A 20,588-nucleotide genomic window follows, 5' to 3' on the forward strand; every position below is an offset into this window, starting at 1 on the left:
CCCTCAGGGTACCTGGGGCGCCTGGGATGGCGAAGCACGGGCCGGGTCCGGACGCGCCATCGCGCCGCGGAAGTGATCGATGACCATCGGCGCGATGTCCGCGATCGACCAGGCCCCGTCGGCGACGCGGGCGGCCGGGGCGTCGACGCCGTGGTAGACCAGCGCCCCGAGTGAGTCGACTGCGTGGAGGGACCCGTGCGACCCGCCGCCGATGTGGTGCTGGCCGCCCCAGTCGGGGAACTCCCACTCGGGCGCGGCGCTGAACAGCACGTCGCCGGACGTCGGGCAGGTGAGCGCCGCCCAGACGCGGGCGAGCGCGTCCGGGTAGGACGGCGCGACCAGCAGGCCGTCCTCCACGACGGCGCCCAGGACCTCCCGCGCGCCCTCGATCGTCCAGCGCCCGCCGCGCGCGTCGCGGACGAGCGCCGCGTCCGGGCCGCCCTCGGCACCGGCGGCGCCCGCACCGGCGGGCCGGAACCGCAGCTCGCCCGCCGCCCCGGCGATCACGCCCTGCACCGGGCGCGTGCGGTCCAGGTACAGCGCCAGGTCGATGCCGTCCGTCGCCAGGCCGGTCGCGACCAGCTGGGCCACGAGCGGCCGGCGGGCGACAGGGTCAGGTTCGAGGACGTACAGCTGCGCCGACCGCTGCGACGGGCAGAGCGCGATCCGGGCGCGATCGGCGCCGCGGCCCGAGGGCGGCAGCACGTCGTAGCGCGCGAAGGCCTCCTGGAAGGCGATCGTCTGCTCGACGGGTGCGTGCGAGTGGTCGGCGACCACGATCACCGCGTGCTCGCGCAGGAACGCGTCGACCCCGCCGCCGGCGACCATCAGCCGCTCGAGCTGGCGGTCGGCCGCCTCGATCGACTCGATCTGCATGTGCGGGCCGGCCTCGTGCGAGTGCGTGTCGTTGTCCGGCAGGCTGAAGAGGAGGAAGTCGAAGAGGTCGTGCTCGACCATGTAGGCCCCGACGCAGCCCGTGTGCTGGTCACGGAGCCCCGGCATCCCCAGGCGCGACCAGCAGCCCGTGTCGCGGCTGGCGTAGAGGTCGGCGTAGAAGAGCTCGGTCGGGCCCTTGACGGTGCGCCGCATCACCTGCGAGGTGAGCTTCGCGATCGGCGTCTCCTTGGCGGGCTTGTGCTCATGGCGCCCGCGGAACATCAGGTACGTGGTGCCGGCGGTCCGCAGTCCACGGTCGTCGAGCGTCTCGAAGACGGTCTCCACGTCGGCCGGCAGGTGCTCGGCGTTCATGTTGTAGACGGTGTCGATCAGCTGCTGGGCGACGCCGAACTTGCGGACGGCGGGGAAGCTCGAGCCGTACTCGACGTAGCGCGACTCGCTGCGGGAGTACCAGTTCATCGCCGGGATCCGGTGCTCGTCCTGGAGCCTCCCGGTGGCGATCGTCGCCGCGCAGACCGGGGTGACCGACGGGAAGGCGGCGCAGCAGGTGGGGACGTACGTGCCGGCGGCCATGAGCTGCGCCAGGACGGGTGCGCGGCCGGCCTCGACGGCGCGCTCGAGCTCGGACGGCTTCAGGCCGTCGATGACGGCCAGGACCAGCTTCTTCGTGGCCCGACCGGTCATCGACCTGCGCAGGTGGGAAGCGCGAGGCGCAGCCGAGCGGTTCCCGGCGCTGAGGCGAGGGCCGAGCCCCCCGGGCGAGGACGTCGCATCAGCGCAGGATCCGCAGGCCTGCGTACTTCTCGCCCTCGCGGCGCTTGCCGCCGCGCATCAGGACCACCGCGCCGACGACGCCGACCAGCCCGACCGGCGGCGCCGCGACGCTCAGCCCGGCCAGCGCCAGGGCGATGCCCTCGGCGTAGTACGGGAGCGTCGCCTGCGTGGAGGCGTCCAGGCGCGCGCGGACCCGGCCGAACAGGCCGCTGACGGCGAACGTCGCGAGCACCGCGAGCAGCGGCCCGGCCAGGAGGCCCGGCCACCACACGTCGAAGCGGTCGTCGAGCTGTCCCGCGAAGGCGAGGGCGGCGAGGATCGCGCCGAAACCGGTGATGAACAGGGCGCCGCTGCCGTCCTCGAGCGCCTTGCGCCCGGCGATGCTCGCCACGAACGCACCCGCCATCGCGCCGATGAAGACGGGCGACTCGAGGAACGCGAAGTCCGTCCCGTCGAAGTCGACGCCGAGGTTCGCGGCGGCGAGGACGCCCAGGAGGAGCGCGGGCAGGAACGGGCGCACGCCGATGGCGGCAGCGACGCCGGCCGCCTGGAGGATGTCGAGAAGGAGGTTCATGGTGTCGGGGGAGGACGGTAGTGGCCGGACGCGCGGGCGGACCGCCAGGAGGGGTCCGATACCGTTCCCGGTCACATGATGACCGACGGCAGGCCCCCACACCCGGGCGGCGAAGAGCGCAGGATGACGCCTCGCCGGCCGGGCCGGACCCAGGCACGCGACCTCGAGCGGTACGCGTCGCTGTTCGCTGACCGCACCACGGTGATGAAGTCCTCCCCGATGCGGGACCTGATGGCGCTGACCGCCCGTCCGGAGGTCATCTCGCTCGCCGGCGGCCTGCCGGACACCTCGACGTTCCCCGCCGAGGACTTCGCGAAGCTCATGTCCCACCTGGGCGCGCGCGAGACGGCGCGGGCCCTGCAGTACGGCCCGACCGAGGGCGTGACGGAGATCAAGCGGGCGATCGTCCAGGTGATGGCGGCCGAGGGGACGGAGGTCGACGAGGACGACATCCTCCCTACGACCGGCGGCCAGCAGGTCATCGATCTGGTGTGCAAGACGCTCGTGGACCCGGGCGACGTGATCATCGCCGAGGCCCCGACGTATCCGGGCGCGGTCCCGACCTTCGCCGCCTACCAGGCCGAGGTCATCCAGATCGAGATGGACTCGGACGGGATGCGCATCGACGTCCTCGAGGAGACGCTCGAGCGCCTCGACCGCGAGGGCCGCCGGCCCAAGTTCATCTACACGATCCCGAACTTCCAGAACCCCGCCGGCGTGACGATGTCGCTGCCGCGGCGCCGGCGCCTGGTCGACATCGCGCACGAGCGCGAGCTGCTGGTCCTGGAGGACAACCCGTACGGGCTGCTGCGCTACGAGGGCGAGCCGATCCCGTCGCTCTACTCGATGGACGGCGGCGAGTTCGTCATCTACCTCGGCACGTTCTCGAAGATCCTCTCGCCCGGCGTCCGCGTCGGCTGGTCCGCGGCCCCCCGTCCGGTGCTGCAGAAGATGAACATCGGCAAGGCGTCGACCGACCTCTGCTCCTCGCCGCTGAACCAGCTGTTCGTCGCCGAGTACTTCGCCTCGGGACAGTGGCCGGTGTACATGGACGAGCTGCGGGCGCTCTACCACCGCCGGCGGGACGTGCTGCTGGACGCGCTCGCCAAGAACCTCCCGGCGGAGGCGTCCTGGACGCGGCCGGACGGCGGGCTGTTCATCTGGGCGACGCTGCCCGACGGCCTGGACACGACGGACCTGCTGGCGAAGGCGCTCTCGCGTAACGTCGCCTTCGTCCCCGGGCGCGCCGCGTTCATGGACGGCCGCGGCGGGACGTCGATGCGGCTGAACTTCTCCGGGGTCAGCGACGAGCGCATCGTGGAGGGCGTGCGGCGCATCGGCGAGGTCGTCCACGAGCAGGTCGACCTGCTCGGGTCGCTCACCGGCCGCCGGCCCGGCGCCGTCCCGCGTCCGGCGCAGCCCGCCGCGGAGCCGGCCGGGCAGCGGCCCGCGGACCCGGCGCTCGAGAACGTCCTGCAGCTCCCGCGTCGCGACGGTGACGACGCGGCGACGCGCCGCTCGAGCTCATGAGTGGCGGCGGCGCCCGGCGGGTGGTCGTCCTGAAGGGCGGGCGATCGCTCGAGCGCCAGGTGTCGCTGGCCTCCGGCGCGCGGGTGCAGGACGCCCTCGAGCGCCTCGGCCACGAGGTGCACGGCCTGGACGTGGGCCACGACCTGGTCGCCCGCCTGCGCGAGCTCGCGCCCGACGCCGCGTTCATCGCGCTGCACGGCAGCGACGGCGAGAACGGCACGATCCAGGAGCTGCTGGAGATCCTGGGCATCCCCTACACCGGCTCGGGCATCAGCGCGTGCGTGCGCTGCTCGGACAAGATCCTCGCCAAGCACGCGATGGTCGACGCCGGGCTGCCCACGCCGGACTTCCTGTCGTTCAACGAGACCGCGTTCAAGGAGCTCGGCGCCGCGGAGGCGCTGCCCGCGGTGGAGGAGCGCCTGGGCTTCCCGCTCGTCGTCAAGCCGTCCGACCAGGGCTCGGCGCTCGGCATCAAGTTCGCGGCGGCGGCGACCGACGTCCCTGCCGCCCTGGTCGCCGCGTTCTCCTACAGCGAGAAGGTCGTGCTCGAGCAGTACGTCAAGGGCCGCGACCTCGCCGTGTCCATCCTGGACGGCCGGGCGCTGCCGGTCGTGGAGGCGGTCCCGGACGACGGGGAGTTCTACGACTTCACGTCGCGGTACACCATCGGACGTACGCAGTTCGTCTGCCCGGCCGCGCTGGACGACGCGACGACCGCGCGGGCGCAGGAGCTCGCGCTGGCGGTGCACGACCTGCTCGGCTGCCGGCACTTCTCCCGCGTGGACCTGATGTGCGACGCCGTGACCGGGGAGCTCACGGTCCTCGAGGTGAACGTCATCCCGGGGATGACCGAGACCAGCCTGCTGCCGATGGCCGCGGACGCGGTGGGCATCGACTTCGACGCCCTCGTCGGGAAGATGCTCGAACTGGCGCTCGCTGCGCCCTGAGCGTCAGCCCTTCGCGAGCGTGAAGTCGCGGAAGCTCGCCTTGCCGCGGTTGCGGGCCGCGTCGCGTGGCTCCGCGACGACGCGGTAGCGCCCCGGCTTGAGGACGGTGGTCCCCGCTGCCTGGCCGCGGATCCGGCCGCTGAACGGGACGGCGTTCGCCCCCGCGACGGCGTCGCGCGAGATCGAGCGCGACGTGAAGGCGCGGTCGACGGCCCCGCACGCCCGCTTGGCAAGCGCCCTGGCGAGCGCGGCGGTCCGGGCCTTGCCCTTGAGCCGGCGGATCGCCGCGGTCCGGGCGAGCCGGGCGCGGAGCTTCGCGACGTTCGTCGCGGTCCGCGGGGTGCAGCCGGCGGCGTCGAGCCGCAGCCCGGGGACCAGACGCAGGAACTTCAGGCGCACCTCCGCGGGCTCGGAGAGCGTGAAGCGGATCGTCGCCCCCCGCGGCGCGAGCCGGAGCTGCACCGGCGTGAGAGCCGTCCCGAGCCGGAACGTCGCGGGGATGGTCAGGCCGCTCAGGACGGGTGCCGTCCGGTCGGCCGGTCCGCCGCCACCGCCCGGGGTCACCCCCGGCACAACCGGCCCGCCGGGCCCTGCACCGCCGCCCACGGGCCCGAGCTCGAGCAGCGTCACCGGGGCGGTGCTGCCGTTCTGGACGCCGAACATCGCCCATCCATGACCGTCCGCCGTCATCGCGAGGCCGTCGCGCGAGAACCCGGCGGCCGGCCGCGTCCCGCGGTACACGGGGACGGGGGCCGACCACGTGACGCCGTCGGTGGACGTGCGCCAGTGCAGCTCGAAGGCCTTCGTGTCGTCCGGCTGGTCGACGTCCGCGCCGTAGACGACGTGCAGGTTCCCCGCCGGGTCCTGGTGGATCTCGGGACGTTGCAGGTCGGTGCCGAGCTCGACGGGTGCCCCGGCCCCGGCTGCCCCGATCCGCCTGACGGTCGTCCGCGAGCCGATGGCGCTCTCGGTGCCGAGCCGCTGCGTCTCCATCAGGAAGACCCCGCCGGGCCCGCCGACGAAGCCCTCCCGCTCGGTCAGCGGCGTGGTGGTCAAGGGGACGGGCGGGCCCCACGTCGCCACGTCGTTCGGGTTCCCCGTCCCGCTGTGGCGGCGGATCGACGTGCCTTCCGAGGAGGACGAGCCGGAGCTCGCTCCCTGGAGCAGGGCGACGAGCGTGCCGCCGTCCAGCGCCAGATCGGCCGACCCGACCACGGGGTCCTGGGGCTTCAGCATCGCCCAGGTCGTCGGTGCGGGGCCGGTCAGCGGGTGATGCTGGAAGTTGCCACCACCGCTGATCGTGGAGATCGCGTCGCCCGGGCCCAGGATGGCCTGCGAGGTGCCGCTCGGCAGCGGGCTCGCCGGCTGCGGATCCGAGACGACCCGCACAGGGCCGAACGTCCCGCCGCCGTCGGTCGAGGTCGCCAGCCGTCCCTGGGACAGGTGGGAGTAGACGTGGATGGTGGACGGGGCCGCGGCCAGGACGTACGGCCCGCCGACGGCACCCGTCATCCCGACCTCGCGGGCCGCCCCGCAGGCCGTCGCCCCACGGTCCGCCCGGCAGTAGCGGACCTGGCCGGGACTGCCCCCGAGGTGCACCAGGTGCGCGTTGCCCGCGGCGTCCATCGCCAGGTCCTGCTGGCGGCCCTCGAAGGCCACGAACGGGGTGGCGGCACCCGCCGGCGCCGCTCCGAGCAGCGCACCCAGCGCCGCGACGATGATGACTGCCCGTGCCCGCATGGTCGCGAGCGTAGACCAGCCCCGCGGCGGTCAGGAGCGGGATGCGTCGCATGACGCAGCCCGCTCGGGCGGCTACTCCCCGGACTCCCCCGCGAAGTCCTCGGGGGTCACCTGGTCGAGGAACTCCTTGAAGCGGTCGACGACCTCCTCGGTGTCCTCGACGTCGTGCTCGAACTCGATCGCCGACTCGGCGATGACGTCCTCGGCGGCGAAGATCGGCGCACCGGAGCGGACGGCGAGCGCGAGCGCGTCGCTGGGACGCGAGTCGATCTGCAGCGTCCGGTCGCCCACCGTGAGCGTGATCTGGGCGAAGAAGGTGTTGTCCTTCAGCTCCGTCACCGCGACCTGGGTGCACTTGACCTCGAGCTCGCCCAGCATGTCGACGAGCAGGTCGTGCGTCATCGGCCGTGGCGTGGTCTGGCCCTGGAGCTTCATCAGGATGGCAGCGGCCTCGGGGTGGCCGATCCAGATCGGGAGGAACTTATTGGAGTCGACGGTCTTGAGCAGCACGATCGGCTGCTTGCCGACCATGTCGAAACTCACTCCGTAGATGACCATCTCCTGCACGCGAGAGCTCCTCGGCTTCCATGGGGTTGCACGAGTATAGGTGGACGCCAGGGGCCACCCCGGCGCGCCCCGGGCGCCCTCGCCCCTCCCCCGGGACGGCTGCATTCCGACTAGGATCGACGGGTGTCGGCCGCTGACCAAGGCGTTATCACCGTGGTCCTCTGCGACGACGTCCCGCAGTTGCGCACGCTGCTGCGCTACGCCATCGACGAGCACGCGGACCTCGAGGTCGTGGGCGAGGCGGGTGACGGGCAGGCGGGTGTCGACCTGATCGAGAGCCTCACCCCGGACGCGGTCGTCCTCGACCTCTCGATGCCGGGCCTCGACGGGCTCGAGGTGATCCCGCGGATCCGCGAGCGGTCGCCCGGGACGTCGATCATCGTCTTCAGCGGGTTCACCGCCGACCGCATGGCGCGCGAGGCGCTCGAGCTGGGCGCCGACCGCTACCTGGAGAAGGGCGAGGACATCGACACCGTCGTGGCCTCGATCCGCGACGCGGTCGAGCACCGCCGGGTCGCGTGATGCCGGTGGCGCGGCCGTCGCTGCGCCTGGCCCTCGGCAGCCCCGACGGCGCGCTGGCCCTGTTCCGGCTCGCGCTGACGGTCGCGCTGGTCGCGTTCGGCCTCATCGACCACATCCACTCCCCGGTCTACTGGATCGCCTGCGGGGTCGGGGCGACGCTGTCGGTGAGCCGCCTGGCGATCACCGTCCAGGGTCGAGTCGCGGCGGAGCGCCAGCTGGCTTCGAGCGTGCTGCTGGGCGGGGTCCTGCTGGCGACGCTGGCCACCAGCGGCGGGATCGAGAGCGACGTCCGCTGGCTGCTGCCGCTGATCCCGCCGGTGTTCGCGTCCTACTACGACCACCGCCGGGTCGCGCTGGTCGGCTCGGGCCTGCTGGTCGGCTACGTCGCGATCAGCGTGCCGGACCTTGCCGTGTCCGGCGACGCGGACGCGCACGACGAGGTGCACGCGGTCCTGCTCACCTCGGTCGCGATCGGGCTGTCCGCGGTCACCGCCGTGGCCGCGGCGGTCATCCGGCACGACAGCGTCCGCCGGATCCGGCACCTGGACCAAGCGCGGCGCACGCTGCTGCGGCGGGCGCTGAGCGCGGAGTACAGCGCCCGCCGGGAGATCAGCGCCGGCCTCTACGACGAGACGCTGCAGCTGCTGCTCGGCGCCCGTCAGGACATCGTCGAAGCGAGCGCGGGCGACCGTGACGGGCTCGTGCTCGCCGGTCATCAAGTGGACGCGGCCATCGACGCCGTGAAGGCGATCGCGGCGTCGCTGCATCCCGTGGCGCTCGAGCATGGGGGTCTGGCCCCTGCCATCAACGCGCTCACCGAGCCGCTGCGCGAGCTCGGCGTCGTCATCGAGCTGCAGGTCGACGACGCGGCGTCGGGCATCGCCGACGACGTCGTCGTCCCGATCGTCCGCGAGCTGCTTGGCAACATCGCCCGGCACGCGTCCGCCACCACCGCGGCCGTCTGGGTCGTGGCCGGGGTCACCCTGCTCGAGCTGGACGTCAGCGACAACGGCACCGGCTTCGCGACGGGGGACGGCGACAGCGGCAGCGGCCTCGCCTTCGCCGCCGAGCGCGCCGCCATGGCGGGCGGGACGCTGACCGTGGCGACCAGCGCCGGGGGCGGCACGACGGTCAGCGTGCGCCTGCCCCTGGGCGCAGATTGGGCCCCCGCCGCCGGCGTGGCCGGCTGATCTCCCGCGCGGTCGCCCGACGCGCGAACGAAGCCGGGACTGATTGCCGGTCGGTCGATCGGCGGACCGCTCAGGCCGGTGCGAGGATCGCGCGCAGGTCGGCGCGGGAGCGGACGTCGAGCTTGCGGTAGGCGTTGCCGAGGTGCGCCTCGACCGTCTTGATGGTGACGAACAGCTCCTCGGCGACCTGCCGGTTGGTGTGCCCCGCGACGACGAGATCGACGATCCGGCGCTCGGACGCGGTCAGCGAGTCCACGCCGCTGAACGCGAGCTTGCGCGGGCGGGCACCGAGGGCGACGAGCTCCTCCCGTGCCCGGCCGGCGAGCGGGCCGGCCTGGCACGCCGTCGCGAGGTCGGCGCCCCGCTCCAGCGCGCCGCGGGCGTCGGTCCGCCGGCCGGCCCGGCGGAGCGCGACGCCGAGGTCGATGTGGGCGCGGGCGTGCTCGAGCCGCATGAACCCGGCCGAATCGTGCAGCGCGAGCGCCTCCTCGAGCAGCGCGATCGACCGGGACGGGTCGACGCGGGCAAGGATCCGCAGCGCAGCCGCGATCCGTGCCGGCACGCCGAAGCGGCGCTCTTCGGCCAGCCACTTCTGGGCCTCGGCGAGCGCCTCCGCGGCCTCACCGGCGGCGCTCAGCGCAAGCGGGAGCGCGCCTTCCCAGGAGACGGGCAGCACGTGTCCCTCATGTCGCTCGACGAACGCCCGGTGCTCTCGGGCCGCGGCGAGCGCTTCGGGGGCGCGGTGGCAGGCGAGGTGCACGAGCGCCCAGCTGGGGAACCCCCACATCGCGACCAGCTCGCCGGCGCCGGCGCGCTCGCGCGGGTCCACCTCGGTCGCCATCAGGGCGTCGGCCGCCTCGGCCCCCTGGTGCGCCAGGACCGTCTCGAGCCGGTAGGCGAACGCCATGCGGCCGACGTGCTTGCCCTCCGAACCCGGCGAGGCGGCCACGAACCGGTCCATGCTCGCGACGGTCTCCAGGGCCGCCGGGAGGTCGCCGGCCTGGACCTGCGAGGCGAGGCGCATGATCTCGGCCTGGTGCATGGCCGACCCGGACGCGGTGGAGCGCGCGACGGCCTCGACGTGCGCGAGCTCGCGGTCGAACTCCTCGAGGTGCCCGGCCATGAGCAACACGTCGAGCGGGTTCGCCGCCAGGCCCGCGAAGCTCGGTGCCTCCCAGGCCAGCTGCCCGTCGGCCAGCGCGCGGATGGCGATGTCGACCGACTCCTCGCGCGTGGCGATCGCCGTGTGGAACGTGGTGTGGGCGGCGAGCGCGAGACGGCCCGCGGTGGTCTCTGCGCTGAGCTCGGCCGGGGGCGGCAGGTCGAACGGACGCCGCTCGTTCGGCGGCAGCCACCAGCTCCAGTAGTGCGCCAGCGACCGGAGCGCCAGGCGGCGGTCGGCGTCGTCCGTCGCGTGATCGGCGGCGTCGTGCAGGACCTCGACCATCGCACGGCGCTGGCCCCCGAAGCCGGCAGCGGTCGCGTAGGTGGCCACGGTCCGCAGGCGCGCGGTGGTGTCGTGGCTCACGCCGGACAGGTTCTCGACGGCCTCGGCGAGCTGGCCCACGCGGAACTGCGCGACCCCCAGCTGCTGGCGGACAGCCGCGGCGACGTCCGGGGCGGGCGGCTCGTCGAGCGCCCGGGTGAGGTAGGTGATGGCAGCGGCGGGCGCACCGCGGCGGTCGGCGTCCTCGGCCGCGGCGACGAGCAGCGCGGCGATCTCGGGGTCCCCGGCCGGAATGGTGCGCAGGAGGTGGCTCGCGACGCGCTCGGGCGGGGCGGCGGCCTCGCGCAGGATGGTCGCCGCGCGGTGGTGCGCGAGCGCGAGCGCGCGGGGGCCCCCGTCGCCTCGTAGTGCCTCGGCGATCAGCGGGTGCGAGAGGGCCAGGCGGGTTCCGGCGTCGAACAGGCCGGCCGCCGCCAGCTCGTCCGCGGCGGTCAGCACCGCTGCGATGTCGAGCTGGGTGAAGCGGGTCACGTGCACCGGCGGGACGTCGTCGCCCAGGACGGCCACCGCAGCGGCGACCGCAGCGGCGTCGCGGCTGAGGCCGCCGATCCGCGCGAGCGCCACCATCGACACCGCGCGCACGGACCACGGCTCGTCCGGGTCCTCCATCACCTGCTCGCGGCTCATGCGCGCGGCCTGCAGGACGAACATGGGGTTGCCGCTGGTCGCCACCTGCAGCGCCGCAGCGGCCTCCGGACCGGGCTGCTCGCCGGTGCCCTCCGCCAGCAGCAGCGCGACGGCCTCGCGGCTGAGGCCCGCGAGCCGGATCACGAGCGCGCGATCGACGATCGCGTCAAGGGCGGGCTCGTCGTCGCACGGCGCGCCGTCGCGGATCCCGAGCACCAGCACCAGCGGGTGGTCGCGTGCGCGGTTCGCCACGAACGCCAGCGTCCGCAGCGACGGTGCGTCCGACCAGTGCACATCGTCGACGAAGAGCGCGACCGGGGCGCGGTCGCACAGCCCGGCCACGACCCAGTAGAGCGCGTGGAAGAGGACCGGCGAAGCGTCGACAGCGCTCGTGGTGTCGAGCCCGAGCGCGACGGCGGCGGGGGCGGCCGCGCCGCCCAGCAGGCTTGCCTGCTCGTCCGCGGTGGCCGCCCGCACCGGCGGCTCCAGGAGCGTGCGCACGACCCCGAACGTGAACGACCGCTCGAGCTCGGCGCCACGGGCCCCGAGGACGCGCAGCCCCTGTTCCTCCGCGTCGGCCCGCGCCTCGGTCAGCAGCGCCGTCTTGCCGATCCCGGCCGGTCCGCGGACCACCACGACCGATCCGCGGCCGTCGAGCGCGCCCGCGAAGGCGTCGCCGAGCAGGCGGCGCGGTCCCTCGCGATCCAGCAGGCCCGTCGGCGGGCGTTGGTCCCCCATCGCGCGCGATCGTACGGTCCGCCGCCGTGCCGGGCCAGCGAAATGTGACGGTTAGCGCTGGCGGCGACGCGCCCGGATCGCTGCTCCGGGACGTTGCCGCGCGCGGCTTTCGGCGATGAGCTCGCGGTGCGCGCCGCAGGCCCAGGGTGAACCCGCGCCGTCCCGGTCGCCCGGAAGCGCGTCGAGCAGGAGGGCCCCGTAGTCGAGCCCGGGCAGCGGTTCGAGGTCGACGTCGATGCTGATGCCCTGGGCGGCCCAGCCGCTGCGGCGGCGCTCGCGGAGGAGCTTCGGCGTGATGTGCACGACCAGGAACTCGCTGTCATGCGCGATCCGCAGCATGGCGTGCGCGTCGGCAAGGACCTTCGCAGTGCGCTCGATGTTGCGGGCGAACGGGGCGATGCACACCTGTCCGGGCTCGAGGATGACGAGGACCACCCCCGCCTGCTCCAGGAAGCCGACCCCGGGATCGCGGCGGGCGCGGCCGTGCCAGGCGTCGAGGTCCGAGGGGTGGATCTGGGTGGCCACGCGGTCAGTGTCGGCCCGCCGCTCGGCGCCCGCAAGGCTTGGGACGAATCTCCCGCTTTCGCTATCCGGCGGCGACTTCCTTCCCGGTGGCCGGATCGACCTGCACCGTGGCGCCGGCGGTCGTGCGGTAGCCGACGATCCCGTCGTCGAAGGCGACGGACGACGGGATGACCGTTCCCCGCCGCTCGTCGTAGGCGAGCTTCCAGTCGCCGTACCGGGACGACCCGAAGCCGTTCGCGAACGCCTTCCTGTACGCGGCGACGTAGAGCGCCTGGGCGCTGCCCTGCTTGCCGATGATCGTCGCGAGCGAGCCGCTGCCGGGGTCGATCACGTACCGGTGGGAGGGACGGATCGGTCGGACGAAGAGGAAGTTCTTCTGCACCTTGCCGGTGCGCGCGTCGACCCAGCCGATGTTGTAGTTGGTCCCGGCCCCAGCGACCCCGGACGCCGACTGGACCCCGGTCACCTCGAAGCCCACGTACTTCCCCGTCGTCCGGAAGGCGCCGAAGGCCACGAGGCTCGGCGGGCCGGCGGCGAGCACCTGCGGCGTGCGGCGTGCCGTACTGCAGGCCAGGAGCGTGACGCGGGTCTTGCCCTTGACCTTCTTGCTGGTCGAGTAGAGGCGCACGCCCTGGTCGGTGACCCGGGTGAGCCCGTCGCCCCCGCACCCGCCGGTCCGCGCGCCCGACGCCCCGCCGGCGGCTGGGCCGCCGATGCCCACGACGAGGGCGATGGCTACTGCGGCGGCAACGCTCCGTTTCATGGTGCGCAGCGTACCGACCGCCGGCGGAGTTCGCCCGCGTCCTGATCGCGCGATCACGGCCCCGCTGGCCGCTGCCCCCGAGAGTCCTTGCGGACGATCCTGCGAGTGGCGATAGGCGCGCTGAGGACGCTGCCCGCGCGGGCGGCGTCCTCAGGCACCAGGCCGCCCTACTGGCTAGCGCTTCTTGGCCGTCAGGGTGAGGCGGCGGCTCGAGAACGCCGCCCTGCCGGACATGTCCCGCGCGAAGGCGCGGAACTGGACGTAGTTGCGGGCCTTCGCGACGCGCGCCTGGGCGGCCTTGCTGAGGGTCGCCGTGACATTCGCCGAACGGCCGCCGGTCAGCAGGAACGTCCGGCTGATGATGGCCCCGCCCGTGGCGGTGACGGCGCTGACCCTGCCCTCGCAGAGACCGGCCAGAGCCGGGCAGGACACGGTGTACTTGACGGACTTCTTGCCGACGACGAGCTTGGAGAGCGTGACGCCCGCGAAGCTGCTCTGGGCGCCGACGGGCGCCTGGCCGGCCGAAGCGGCGGGGCCGGTCGCACCGGCAGCACCGGCTGCGCCCGTCGCACCCTGAGCGCCTGCAGCGCCGGTCGGACCCGCGGGCCCGGCTGCCCCCGTCGCGCCCTGCGGACCGGCCGGACCGACCGGGCCGCCGGCCGGACCGGCGGGGCCGGCCGGACCCTGCGCGCCGGTTGCACCCGTCGCGCCGGTCGCGCCGGTCGCACCGGTGCTCCCGGTCGGACCCGTCGGGCCGCCGGAGCTCTCGAGACGCACGTTGTCGACGAGGAAGCCCTCGTTGGCGGCCACCGTCGCGGCCGTGTTCAGGCGGAAGCCGAGCTGGTCCACCACCGGAACCGTGTTGGACGGACCCTGCTCAGGGTTGTTGCGGTAGTAGTTCTCCCAGGTCGTACCGGTGTGGACCAGGTTGCCATCGACGAAAACGCGGACGACGTCGTTGTTCACACCGTCGATGAACTGTGTCGACATTCGCAGCGTGTGGGTCGTCGTGCGGCTAAGGCCGGTCGCGACGTCGGTGCTGACGAACTGGTACGTGGGGTTCGTCGCGGGACCCGGGACGTCGAAGAAGACAACGGCGAGGCCGGCGGGCCGGTCCTCGATGGCGACGTAGCCACCTTGGCGGTCACCGCTGCCGCCGTCCGGGCCGCCCGTGAGGCGCAGGCCCGTGACCGGGGTGCCGCTCCGCGAACGGAACGAGAAGCTCGTCTCGAGGTTCGGCTGCCGCACGCCGCCGGCGTTGCCCTTCTCGGAGGACCCCGTCTCGCCCGCGCCGTTGACCAGGCTGCCGGAGAACGGCCCGACGAACCCTCCCGTTGCGACAGTGTTGGCGATCCGCAGGCTCTGGCCGCCGAAAGCTGCCGCGTTGTCGCCAGTGTTGGCAACGACGCCCGCATCGATGTTCGCCTGCGTCTTCGTCCAGCCCTGCTGGCCGTTGATGTCGCCAACGGTGAACGCCGGGGACTCGAAGTCCCAGGTCCGGACGTCGGCGGAGGCGCTGGATGTCACGAGTCCGGCGGAGATGAGCGCGGCCAGGGCGGCCGCGGAAAGTACGTTGCGCATTGAGGAACCTCAGGGTTGGGGAAGGGCTCGCCGGCAAGTGCCGTCCCGAGCGTGAGGTCCTAGTCGGGAGCGAAGGCCGAAATCCGACATGGTCGGAGCCATGCGCGTCAGTATGGACACGAGCGGCCGTGTCCGACATACGTCCAGGCCGAGCCCGATGCCTCAGCAGGTGGGGCCAGTTCCGGTGCGGCCCATCTCAGGCGCAGGTGCCGCGAGCCACCACGGCTGACGCCTTGACGACGCCGCCCGCGCTCACGTAGCGCACCGTCGCCCGCCGGCCCAGCGCCGAGGCAGGGACGCCCTTGATCGCGTGGAACCCCCAGCTGACGAAGTCGGACCGGGCGACGTCCATGCGCGCGTAGCGACGCAGCTTGTAGGTCTTGCCGCCCACGGTCAGCGAGCCGTCGCGGGTGGGCTTGTAGCGCTTGGCCACGGCCTTCGCCTGCCCGTCGCTGAGGTTCGGGAGGTAGGCGAACACGCCACCCATGAGTTCCGCGCGATTGCACGGCGGGCCGCCCGTGAAGAGGTCGAACCCAGCCCTCATGTTGGGTTTGTACGCGGCTTCGGCCGTGGTTGCCGCCATGGCGACGGTGAACACGGCCACGAGAACGGCAAGCGTGCGAGCCATGGGCAGACGCTAGCGCCGTGTTCGCCTGCACACAAGCGGAGGTCGGCGGCTGCGGCTCACGCGACGTCCTCAACCGCGCTTCAGGTCGAGAGGCACGCGGGGTACACACGCGTGCCGATGGGCGATCCAGGATTCGAACCTGGGACCTCTTCCTTATCAGAGAAGCGCTCTAACCGACTGAGCTAATCGCCCGGGGCGGTGCAGTGTAGCGAGCATGCGGCGCGCGTGATCCCTCGCGCGTCGCGCGCAAGCAAGCGGGTCCGTCAGCGCTCGCTGAGTCGGGCGGCGAGGGCCTCCGCTTCGTCCGAATCGGCGAACACCAGTTCGACCTTGTAGCCGGTGCCGCGCGGGCGGACGCGGACATCCGTGCCCAGCGCGCTGCCCAGCCGCTCGGTGATCCGGGCCATCGCGGCCTCCTGATCAGGGTGGATCGCAGCTGCACCCGCCGACCGCGGGACCGGGCCGTCGTTCGCCTCGCGGGCGCGCTGCTCGGTGACACGGACGGACCAGCCCTCACCTGCGGCGCTGCGGGCCAGGCGGCGCCGGTCGGCGTGGTCCTCGGCCATCAGCAGGGCCCGACCGTGACCTTCGCTCAGCGCACCCGCCTGCAGCGCGTCGAGGACCTCGTCCGGCAGGTCGAGCAGGCGCAGCAGGTTGGAGACGGCGACACGGCTGCGGCCGACCTTCTTGCCGACGGCCTCGCGCGTGAGCCCGAGCTCCTCGACGAGGGCGGCGACGGCGCGCGCCTCCTCGACGGGGTTCAGGTCCTCCCGCGCCATGTTCTCGATCAGCGCGTCCTCCAGCGTCTTCGCGTCGTCGCGGTCCTGGACGATCGCGGGCAGCGTCGTCAGGCCCGCCAGCTGCGCCGCTCGCCAGCGACGCTCACCGGCGACGAGCTCGAACGTGCCGCCCTCGACCGGCCGCACCAGGACAGGCTGCAGCACGCCGCGCTCACCGAGGGAGTCGGCGAGCGCCTGGAGCGCCTCGGCGTCGAACTGCTTGCGGGGCTGGTCCGGGTTCGGGCGGACGACCTCGACCGCCAGCTCCCGCAGCTCGGTGTCGCGCGGCCCGCCGGCGGTGGAAGCAGCTGCGCCCGCATTGGGATCGGTCACGGCCAGGATCGCCGAGAGACCACGCCCCATCCCCGTCTTGCCGGTCTTGCGCGGCGGCGTCGGGCTAGCCACGGGCCGCCACCTCCTTGGCGAGCTCGAAGTAGGCGTCGGCGCCGGAGCTGTGGGGATCGTGGTGGATGACCGGGACGCCGAAGCTCGGCGCCTCGCTGATCCGCACGTTGCGGGGGATCACGGTGTCGAAGACGAGGGCGGGGAAATGCTCGCGCACCTCGCGTTCGACGTCGCGGGCGAGGTTCGTGCGCGCGTCGTGCATCGTCAGCAGCATCCCGGCCACCGTCAGGCGCGGGTTCAGCTCGCGCTGGACGAGCGCGAGCGTGTCCAGCAGGCCCGCCAGGCCCTCCAGGGCGAAGTATTCGGTCTGGACCGGGACGATCACCCGATCGGCGGCCACGAGGGCGTTCACCGTGAGCGGACCGAGCGACGGCGGACAGTCGAGCAACGTGAAGGCGAAGCGGTCGCGGACGCCGGCCAGGGCGTCGCGTAGCCGGTTCTCCGACCCCGGGATCCGGGGGAGCTCCACGCTGGCGCCGGCCAGGTCCGGGTGGGACGGCAGCAGCGACAGGCGGCCGATGGGCGTCTCGCGCAGCGCCTCCTCCACGGTGGCGTCGCCCATCAGGACGTCGTAGATCGAGGGCTCGCCGTCCTTCGGCAGGCCGATCCCGACGGTCGCGTTGGCCTGGGGGTCGACGTCCACGAGGAGCGTCTCGTACCCGGCCTCGGCGATGCAGGCCGCCACGTTGACGGCGGTCGTCGTCTTGCCGACGCCGCCCTTTTGGTTCGCTATCGCGTAGATGGTTCCCATCGGCCGTGGACGGTAGCGACGGGGCCGACGGACAGCCGCCTCGATCCCCGCACGATGCGGGGATTTGGAGCTCCGCCGACCGGCCGGCGGAGCGATCCCGCGATCAGGACGCGGTTATGGGGCGCTTCCGGGCCATTCCCTCACGCCTGGGATAGCGCTCGGGGGTGGGCGCGATCTTGCGGAACACGTGCAGGTGGCGCTGGTCGGCGCCCGGGCGCGGCGGGACCGCGCGCACCTCCACAAGCTCGAGACCGGTCGCGGCGGCGGCCGCGGCACCATCAGCGTCCTCCGTCGCGTCGCGGGCGCCCTTCCAGGCCACAAGGTGTCCGCCGTCGCGGAGCAACGGGGCGGCGTACTCGACCAACGCGGTGAGCGGCGCCAGCGCACGGGCCGTGACGACGTCATGAGCGCCGATACCCGCCGGCCACGCCTCAGCGCGTGCGTGGACAGGAAGCGCGTTGGAGAGGCCTGTGGCTGCGATGAGCCGGCCCATGAACTCGCACTTCTTGCCGACCGACTCGACGAGCGCGACCTGAGCGTCAGGAAGACAAGCGGCAAGCACCAACCCTGGGAATCCGGCGCCGGCGCCGATGTCCGCCACCGCCCGCGCGTCGCGGACAACGTCGAGAGCGAGCCCGTCACAGGAATCGGCGATGTGCGCCTCGACTGCGGCGGCTGGAGCGGTGACCGTGGTCGGAGCGGTGGGATCAGCCGCCAGGACGTCGAGGAAGAGCCGGAAACGTGGGAGGACGGTCGCGGGCTCGATCCGAGCGGCAGAAGCGATGGCGACGAGCCGCCGCTCGATGTCGGTCATTGGGACGTTCCACGTGAAACGCTCGGCGAGCGGTGTTCCACGTGAAACGCTCCGCTCAGGCCGTGGGAGCGGCGGGGCTGATCACCAGATGGCGATCGGGTTCGGCGCCCTCGCTATGCGTCTCAACGCCGCCGCGCTCCCGCAGGAACTCATGGACCAGGCGACGCTCGCTGGCCGTCATCGCGTCGAGCGCGACGGGGCGCCCGTCACGCAGGGCACTCACCGCGGCTTCGTCGGCTTGCTGTTCCAGCATCTCGCGGCGGCGGCCACGGTAGCCCTCGGCGTCGATGATCACGCGGCGCAGCTCGCCCGTTCGCGCATGGACGATGCGCTGCGCGAGGTGCTGCACTGCATCGATCGTCTGGCCGTGCCGGCCGATGAACAGCCCAAGGTCCTCGCCGTCGAGCGTCCCGGTGAGCTCACCGTCGACCTCCACGACTCGGATCTCTGCCGTCAGTCCAAGCGCAACAGTCACGCGCTCCAGTAGATCGGTCACCAGGTCCTGCGCGGTCGCGGTCGCCATCAGCGTCGCCTACCTGAGCGCTTCTTCTTCTTCGCTCTCGGAGGCGGCGGCGGTGCGGCGGTGCGGGCGCCGGCCGGCTTGGCCGCGCCCTTGCTGGGCCCGTCACCGGGCTTGGACTTCTTGGTGGTGTTCACCTTCGTTCCGGTACCCGTGGCTGCGGCAGCCGCATCGGCGTCGGCCTGCGCCGTCGCGCGCGCCGTGAGCTTGCCGAAGAGACCCGGCATCCCCGGCGATCCATCGCCCCGCGGCGGCGGCGGGACCAGGTCGCCCTCAAGCATCTCCTTCGGGCCCTTCAGGATCCCGGCACGCTTGCGGAGGATGAACTGCTGGCCGACGGTCCACAGGTTGGTCGTGATCCAGTAGACCAGGAGGCCGGTCGGGAAGCCGATGACGAAGACCGTGAAGACGAACGGCAGGGCCAGCATCATGTAGCGCTGGTTCTTGTCGGCGGTCGCCGACATCATCAGCAGGCTCGAGAGCAGCTGCGACCCGATGTACAGGACGATCAGGATCACCAGCACGCCGCCGGTGGCCTTGTCCGTCAGGTCGTTGATGAAGAGGAACTGGTGGTTCGTCGCCTGCGAGACGTCGCTGCAGCTGGTGTTCTGCAGCGCGCTGCCCGTCGACTTGCCGGCCGCGACGAGCGCGTCGCGGCAGATGTCGAGCTTCAGGTCTGCTCGCAGCATGTAGAACAGCGAGATGAAGACCGGCATCTGCGCCACGAGCGGCAGGCAGGACCCGAACGGGTTCACCTGGTGCTCCTGGTACAGCTTCATCATCTCCTGATTCAGCCGCTGCCGGTCGTCCTTGTACTTCGCCTGGAGCTTCTTCATCTCCGGGCCCAGGCGCTGCATCGCCTGCATGGACCGGAACTGCTTCACGGTCAGCGGGAGGAGCAGCAGCCGCACGAGGACGGTCAGCGCGATGATCGAGGCGCCCCAGCCGAAGCCGAACGAGTCGTGGAAGAACCGGATGACCGCGTCGAAGACGTCGATCAGCTGCTTCAGGACGGGGATGATGGCGACGTGGGTCATTCAGCTCACGGGATCGACGTTGGGGTGTACGACGGTTCTGGGATCACGGCTCACACGGGCCGGCACGTGTCCGGAAGAGGTGCTGATCGGCTACCTCGTCGAAGCCGCCCTTGCTCCACGGGTTGCACCGCAGCAGGCGCCACGCGCCGAGCACGAGCCCGCGCAGTATGCCGTACTGCTGGACGGCCTGGACGGCGTACTGCGAGCAGGTCGGCTCGTACCGGCAACGTCGCGGCAGCGCCGGTGAGATCAGGCGCTGGTAGAAGCGGATCGGGGCAAGAACGAGCACGCGCATCCGGTCACGCCTTCGGTGCCTCGTGCGAGACCTTGCCGATCAGCTCGCCGAGGGCGTTCTGCACGCCGGCGAGGCCTTCGCGTTCGGCCAGTTCACGCGCGGGCGGGCGGGCGACGATGACGACGTCCTGGCCGGCCGGGAGGCGCGGGCCCTCGACGCCGAACGCCTCTCGGAGGAGGCGCTTGACCTGGTTGCGCTCGACGGACCCGCCGACGCGCCGGGATACCGAGAGGCCCAGGCGCGGGACGTCGTCCGACGACGGGGACGCATCGACCGGAGCAGCGACGGTGGCGGCCGGAGCAGCGCCACGCGGGAAGACGTGCAGGACGAAGTAGCGGTTCCCGTGCGACCGGCCCTGCCGGTACACGCGCTCGAACTCCGCCGACCGCGAAAGGCGGCCACTGCGTTTCCGACGACCTCCTGCGGGAGTGGCGGGGCCGTCGGTCACGGCGGGGGTCAGACGGTGAGGCGCTTGCGGCCCTTGTCGCGACGGCGCTTCAGCACCGCGCGGCCGGCGCGGGTCTGCATCCGCTCGCGGAAGCCGTGGGTACGTGCGCGCTTGCGCTTCTTGGGCTGATAGGTGCGCTTCATGGCTCTCAGACTTCGGGTCGCCAGGCTGGCGACGGGCGATCAAGGGTAGCGAACGGCGGCGTCCGAGGCGGCCCGAGGCAGCTGGGGCGGCCCGGAGTTCCGGGAGAGGCACACGGACCGGACGGACTTTTGCACGCGATTTGCGAGATGACGTCCGAGCGGCCGCTCGAGGCCCGGTCCGCGCCGTCGGCCCTTTGGTATGTTCGCCGCTCGGAGCCCCCGGAGGAGGCTTCGGCCCTCGCCGTTCGTCCCAACCCGCTTCATCAAGGAGTCGTTCGTCGCTGCC

At 72.7% G+C, this 20,588-nt stretch carries 21 protein-coding genes and 1 tRNA gene; 4 read left to right on the plus strand and 18 right to left on the minus strand.

What is annotated here, in order from left to right; translation table 11 throughout:
- Positions 1-3 precede the first annotated feature (3 nt).
- Both DSM112329_RS27260 and DSM112329_RS27265 read right to left on the minus strand, forming a co-directional pair.
- The gene (locus tag DSM112329_RS27260; RefSeq protein ID WP_354699727.1) at positions 4-1,581 is read right to left on the minus strand and encodes an alkaline phosphatase family protein; all 1,578 of its coding nucleotides are present in this window, start codon (positions 1,579-1,581) and stop codon (positions 4-6) included.
- Between the two features lie 88 nt (positions 1,582-1,669).
- The gene (locus DSM112329_RS27265) at positions 1,670-2,245 is read right to left on the minus strand and encodes a DUF4126 family protein (protein WP_354699728.1); all 576 of its coding nucleotides are present in this window, start codon (positions 2,243-2,245) and stop codon (positions 1,670-1,672) included.
- Positions 2,246-2,368: 123 nt separating this feature from the next.
- On the opposite strand from DSM112329_RS27265, the gene DSM112329_RS27270 reads away from it, so the two are divergent.
- A complete protein-coding gene (locus tag DSM112329_RS27270; RefSeq protein WP_354699729.1) occupies positions 2,369-3,775 on the plus strand; it encodes a PLP-dependent aminotransferase family protein in 1,407 nt (468 codons plus the stop codon).
- A complete protein-coding gene (locus DSM112329_RS27275) occupies positions 3,772-4,722 on the plus strand; it encodes a D-alanine--D-alanine ligase (RefSeq protein ID WP_354699730.1) in 951 nt (316 codons plus the stop codon). The genes DSM112329_RS27270 and DSM112329_RS27275 overlap by 4 nt, the downstream gene beginning before the upstream one ends.
- Positions 4,723-4,725: 3 nt before the next feature.
- Here the strand turns inward: DSM112329_RS27275 and DSM112329_RS27280 are convergent, their stop codons facing one another.
- Positions 4,726-6,462, minus strand: coding sequence for a hypothetical protein (locus DSM112329_RS27280; protein ID WP_354699731.1), 1,737 nt, complete (start codon positions 6,460-6,462; stop codon positions 4,726-4,728).
- Between the two features lie 72 nt (positions 6,463-6,534).
- The gene (locus DSM112329_RS27285) at positions 6,535-7,020 is read right to left on the minus strand and encodes a bifunctional nuclease family protein (RefSeq protein WP_354702533.1); all 486 of its coding nucleotides are present in this window, start codon (positions 7,018-7,020) and stop codon (positions 6,535-6,537) included.
- Between the two features lie 132 nt (positions 7,021-7,152).
- On the opposite strand from DSM112329_RS27285, the gene DSM112329_RS27290 reads away from it, so the two are divergent.
- Both DSM112329_RS27290 and DSM112329_RS27295 read left to right on the plus strand, forming a co-directional pair.
- The gene (locus tag DSM112329_RS27290; protein ID WP_354699732.1) at positions 7,153-7,551 is read left to right on the plus strand and encodes a response regulator transcription factor; all 399 of its coding nucleotides are present in this window, start codon (positions 7,153-7,155) and stop codon (positions 7,549-7,551) included.
- Positions 7,552-7,556: 5 nt separating this feature from the next.
- Positions 7,557-8,741: an ATP-binding protein gene (locus DSM112329_RS27295; protein WP_354699733.1), complete on the plus strand. Its 1,185-nt coding sequence runs from the start codon at positions 7,557-7,559 to the stop codon at positions 8,739-8,741.
- 70 nt (positions 8,742-8,811) lie between these two features.
- Here DSM112329_RS27295 and DSM112329_RS27300 read toward each other — a convergent pair whose 3' ends face one another.
- From DSM112329_RS27300 to rpmH, 14 genes are all read right to left on the minus strand, one after another.
- Positions 8,812-11,613: a LuxR family transcriptional regulator gene (locus DSM112329_RS27300; RefSeq protein ID WP_354699734.1), complete on the minus strand. Its 2,802-nt coding sequence runs from the start codon at positions 11,611-11,613 to the stop codon at positions 8,812-8,814.
- Positions 11,614-11,664: 51 nt separating this feature from the next.
- The gene (locus DSM112329_RS27305; protein WP_354699735.1) at positions 11,665-12,138 is read right to left on the minus strand and encodes a hypothetical protein; all 474 of its coding nucleotides are present in this window, start codon (positions 12,136-12,138) and stop codon (positions 11,665-11,667) included.
- A 61-nt stretch (positions 12,139-12,199) separates the two neighbouring features.
- Positions 12,200-12,901 carry a hypothetical protein gene (locus tag DSM112329_RS27310; protein ID WP_354699736.1) on the minus strand — a complete coding sequence of 234 codons (702 nt, stop codon included), beginning with the start codon at positions 12,899-12,901 and terminating at the stop codon, positions 12,200-12,202.
- A gap of 174 nt (positions 12,902-13,075) precedes the next feature.
- Positions 13,076-14,482, minus strand: a complete 1,407-nt coding sequence (locus DSM112329_RS27315; RefSeq protein WP_354699737.1) for a hypothetical protein — start codon at positions 14,480-14,482, stop codon at positions 13,076-13,078.
- 196 nt (positions 14,483-14,678) lie between these two features.
- Complete coding sequence (locus tag DSM112329_RS27320; protein ID WP_354699738.1) at positions 14,679-15,110, minus strand: hypothetical protein; 432 nt, start codon at positions 15,108-15,110, stop codon at positions 14,679-14,681.
- Positions 15,111-15,228: 118 nt separating this feature from the next.
- Positions 15,229-15,302 (minus strand) — tRNA-Ile (locus DSM112329_RS27325).
- 71 nt (positions 15,303-15,373) lie between these two features.
- A complete protein-coding gene (locus DSM112329_RS27330; RefSeq protein WP_354699739.1) occupies positions 15,374-16,294 on the minus strand; it encodes a ParB/RepB/Spo0J family partition protein in 921 nt (306 codons plus the stop codon).
- Positions 16,287-17,045, minus strand: a complete 759-nt coding sequence (locus DSM112329_RS27335) for an AAA family ATPase (RefSeq protein WP_354699740.1) — start codon at positions 17,043-17,045, stop codon at positions 16,287-16,289. Before DSM112329_RS27335 ends, DSM112329_RS27330 begins: the two co-directional genes overlap by 8 nt.
- Before the next feature lie 103 nt (positions 17,046-17,148).
- Entirely contained in the window at positions 17,149-17,859 is a 711-nt protein-coding gene (rsmG, locus tag DSM112329_RS27340; RefSeq protein ID WP_354699741.1) for a 16S rRNA (guanine(527)-N(7))-methyltransferase RsmG, read from the minus strand.
- Positions 17,860-17,914: 55 nt separating this feature from the next.
- Entirely contained in the window at positions 17,915-18,382 is a 468-nt protein-coding gene (locus tag DSM112329_RS27345; protein WP_354699742.1) for a R3H domain-containing nucleic acid-binding protein, read from the minus strand.
- Positions 18,382-19,416, minus strand: a complete 1,035-nt coding sequence (locus DSM112329_RS27350) for a YidC/Oxa1 family membrane protein insertase (protein WP_354699743.1) — start codon at positions 19,414-19,416, stop codon at positions 18,382-18,384. The genes DSM112329_RS27345 and DSM112329_RS27350 overlap by 1 nt, the downstream gene beginning before the upstream one ends.
- 43 nt (positions 19,417-19,459) lie before the next feature.
- Entirely contained in the window at positions 19,460-19,711 is a 252-nt protein-coding gene (gene yidD, locus DSM112329_RS27355; RefSeq protein ID WP_354699744.1) for a membrane protein insertion efficiency factor YidD, read from the minus strand.
- A gap of 4 nt (positions 19,712-19,715) precedes the next feature.
- The gene (rnpA, locus tag DSM112329_RS27360) at positions 19,716-20,159 is read right to left on the minus strand and encodes a ribonuclease P protein component (RefSeq protein ID WP_354699745.1); all 444 of its coding nucleotides are present in this window, start codon (positions 20,157-20,159) and stop codon (positions 19,716-19,718) included.
- 8 nt (positions 20,160-20,167) lie between these two features.
- Complete coding sequence (gene rpmH / locus DSM112329_RS27365) at positions 20,168-20,302, minus strand: 50S ribosomal protein L34 (protein ID WP_254571309.1); 135 nt, start codon at positions 20,300-20,302, stop codon at positions 20,168-20,170.
- Between the last annotated feature and the right edge of the window lie 286 nt (positions 20,303-20,588).

This window comes from Paraconexibacter sp. AEG42_29, from assembly GCF_040581415.1.
GTDB lineage: Bacteria > Actinomycetota > Thermoleophilia > Solirubrobacterales > Solirubrobacteraceae > Paraconexibacter.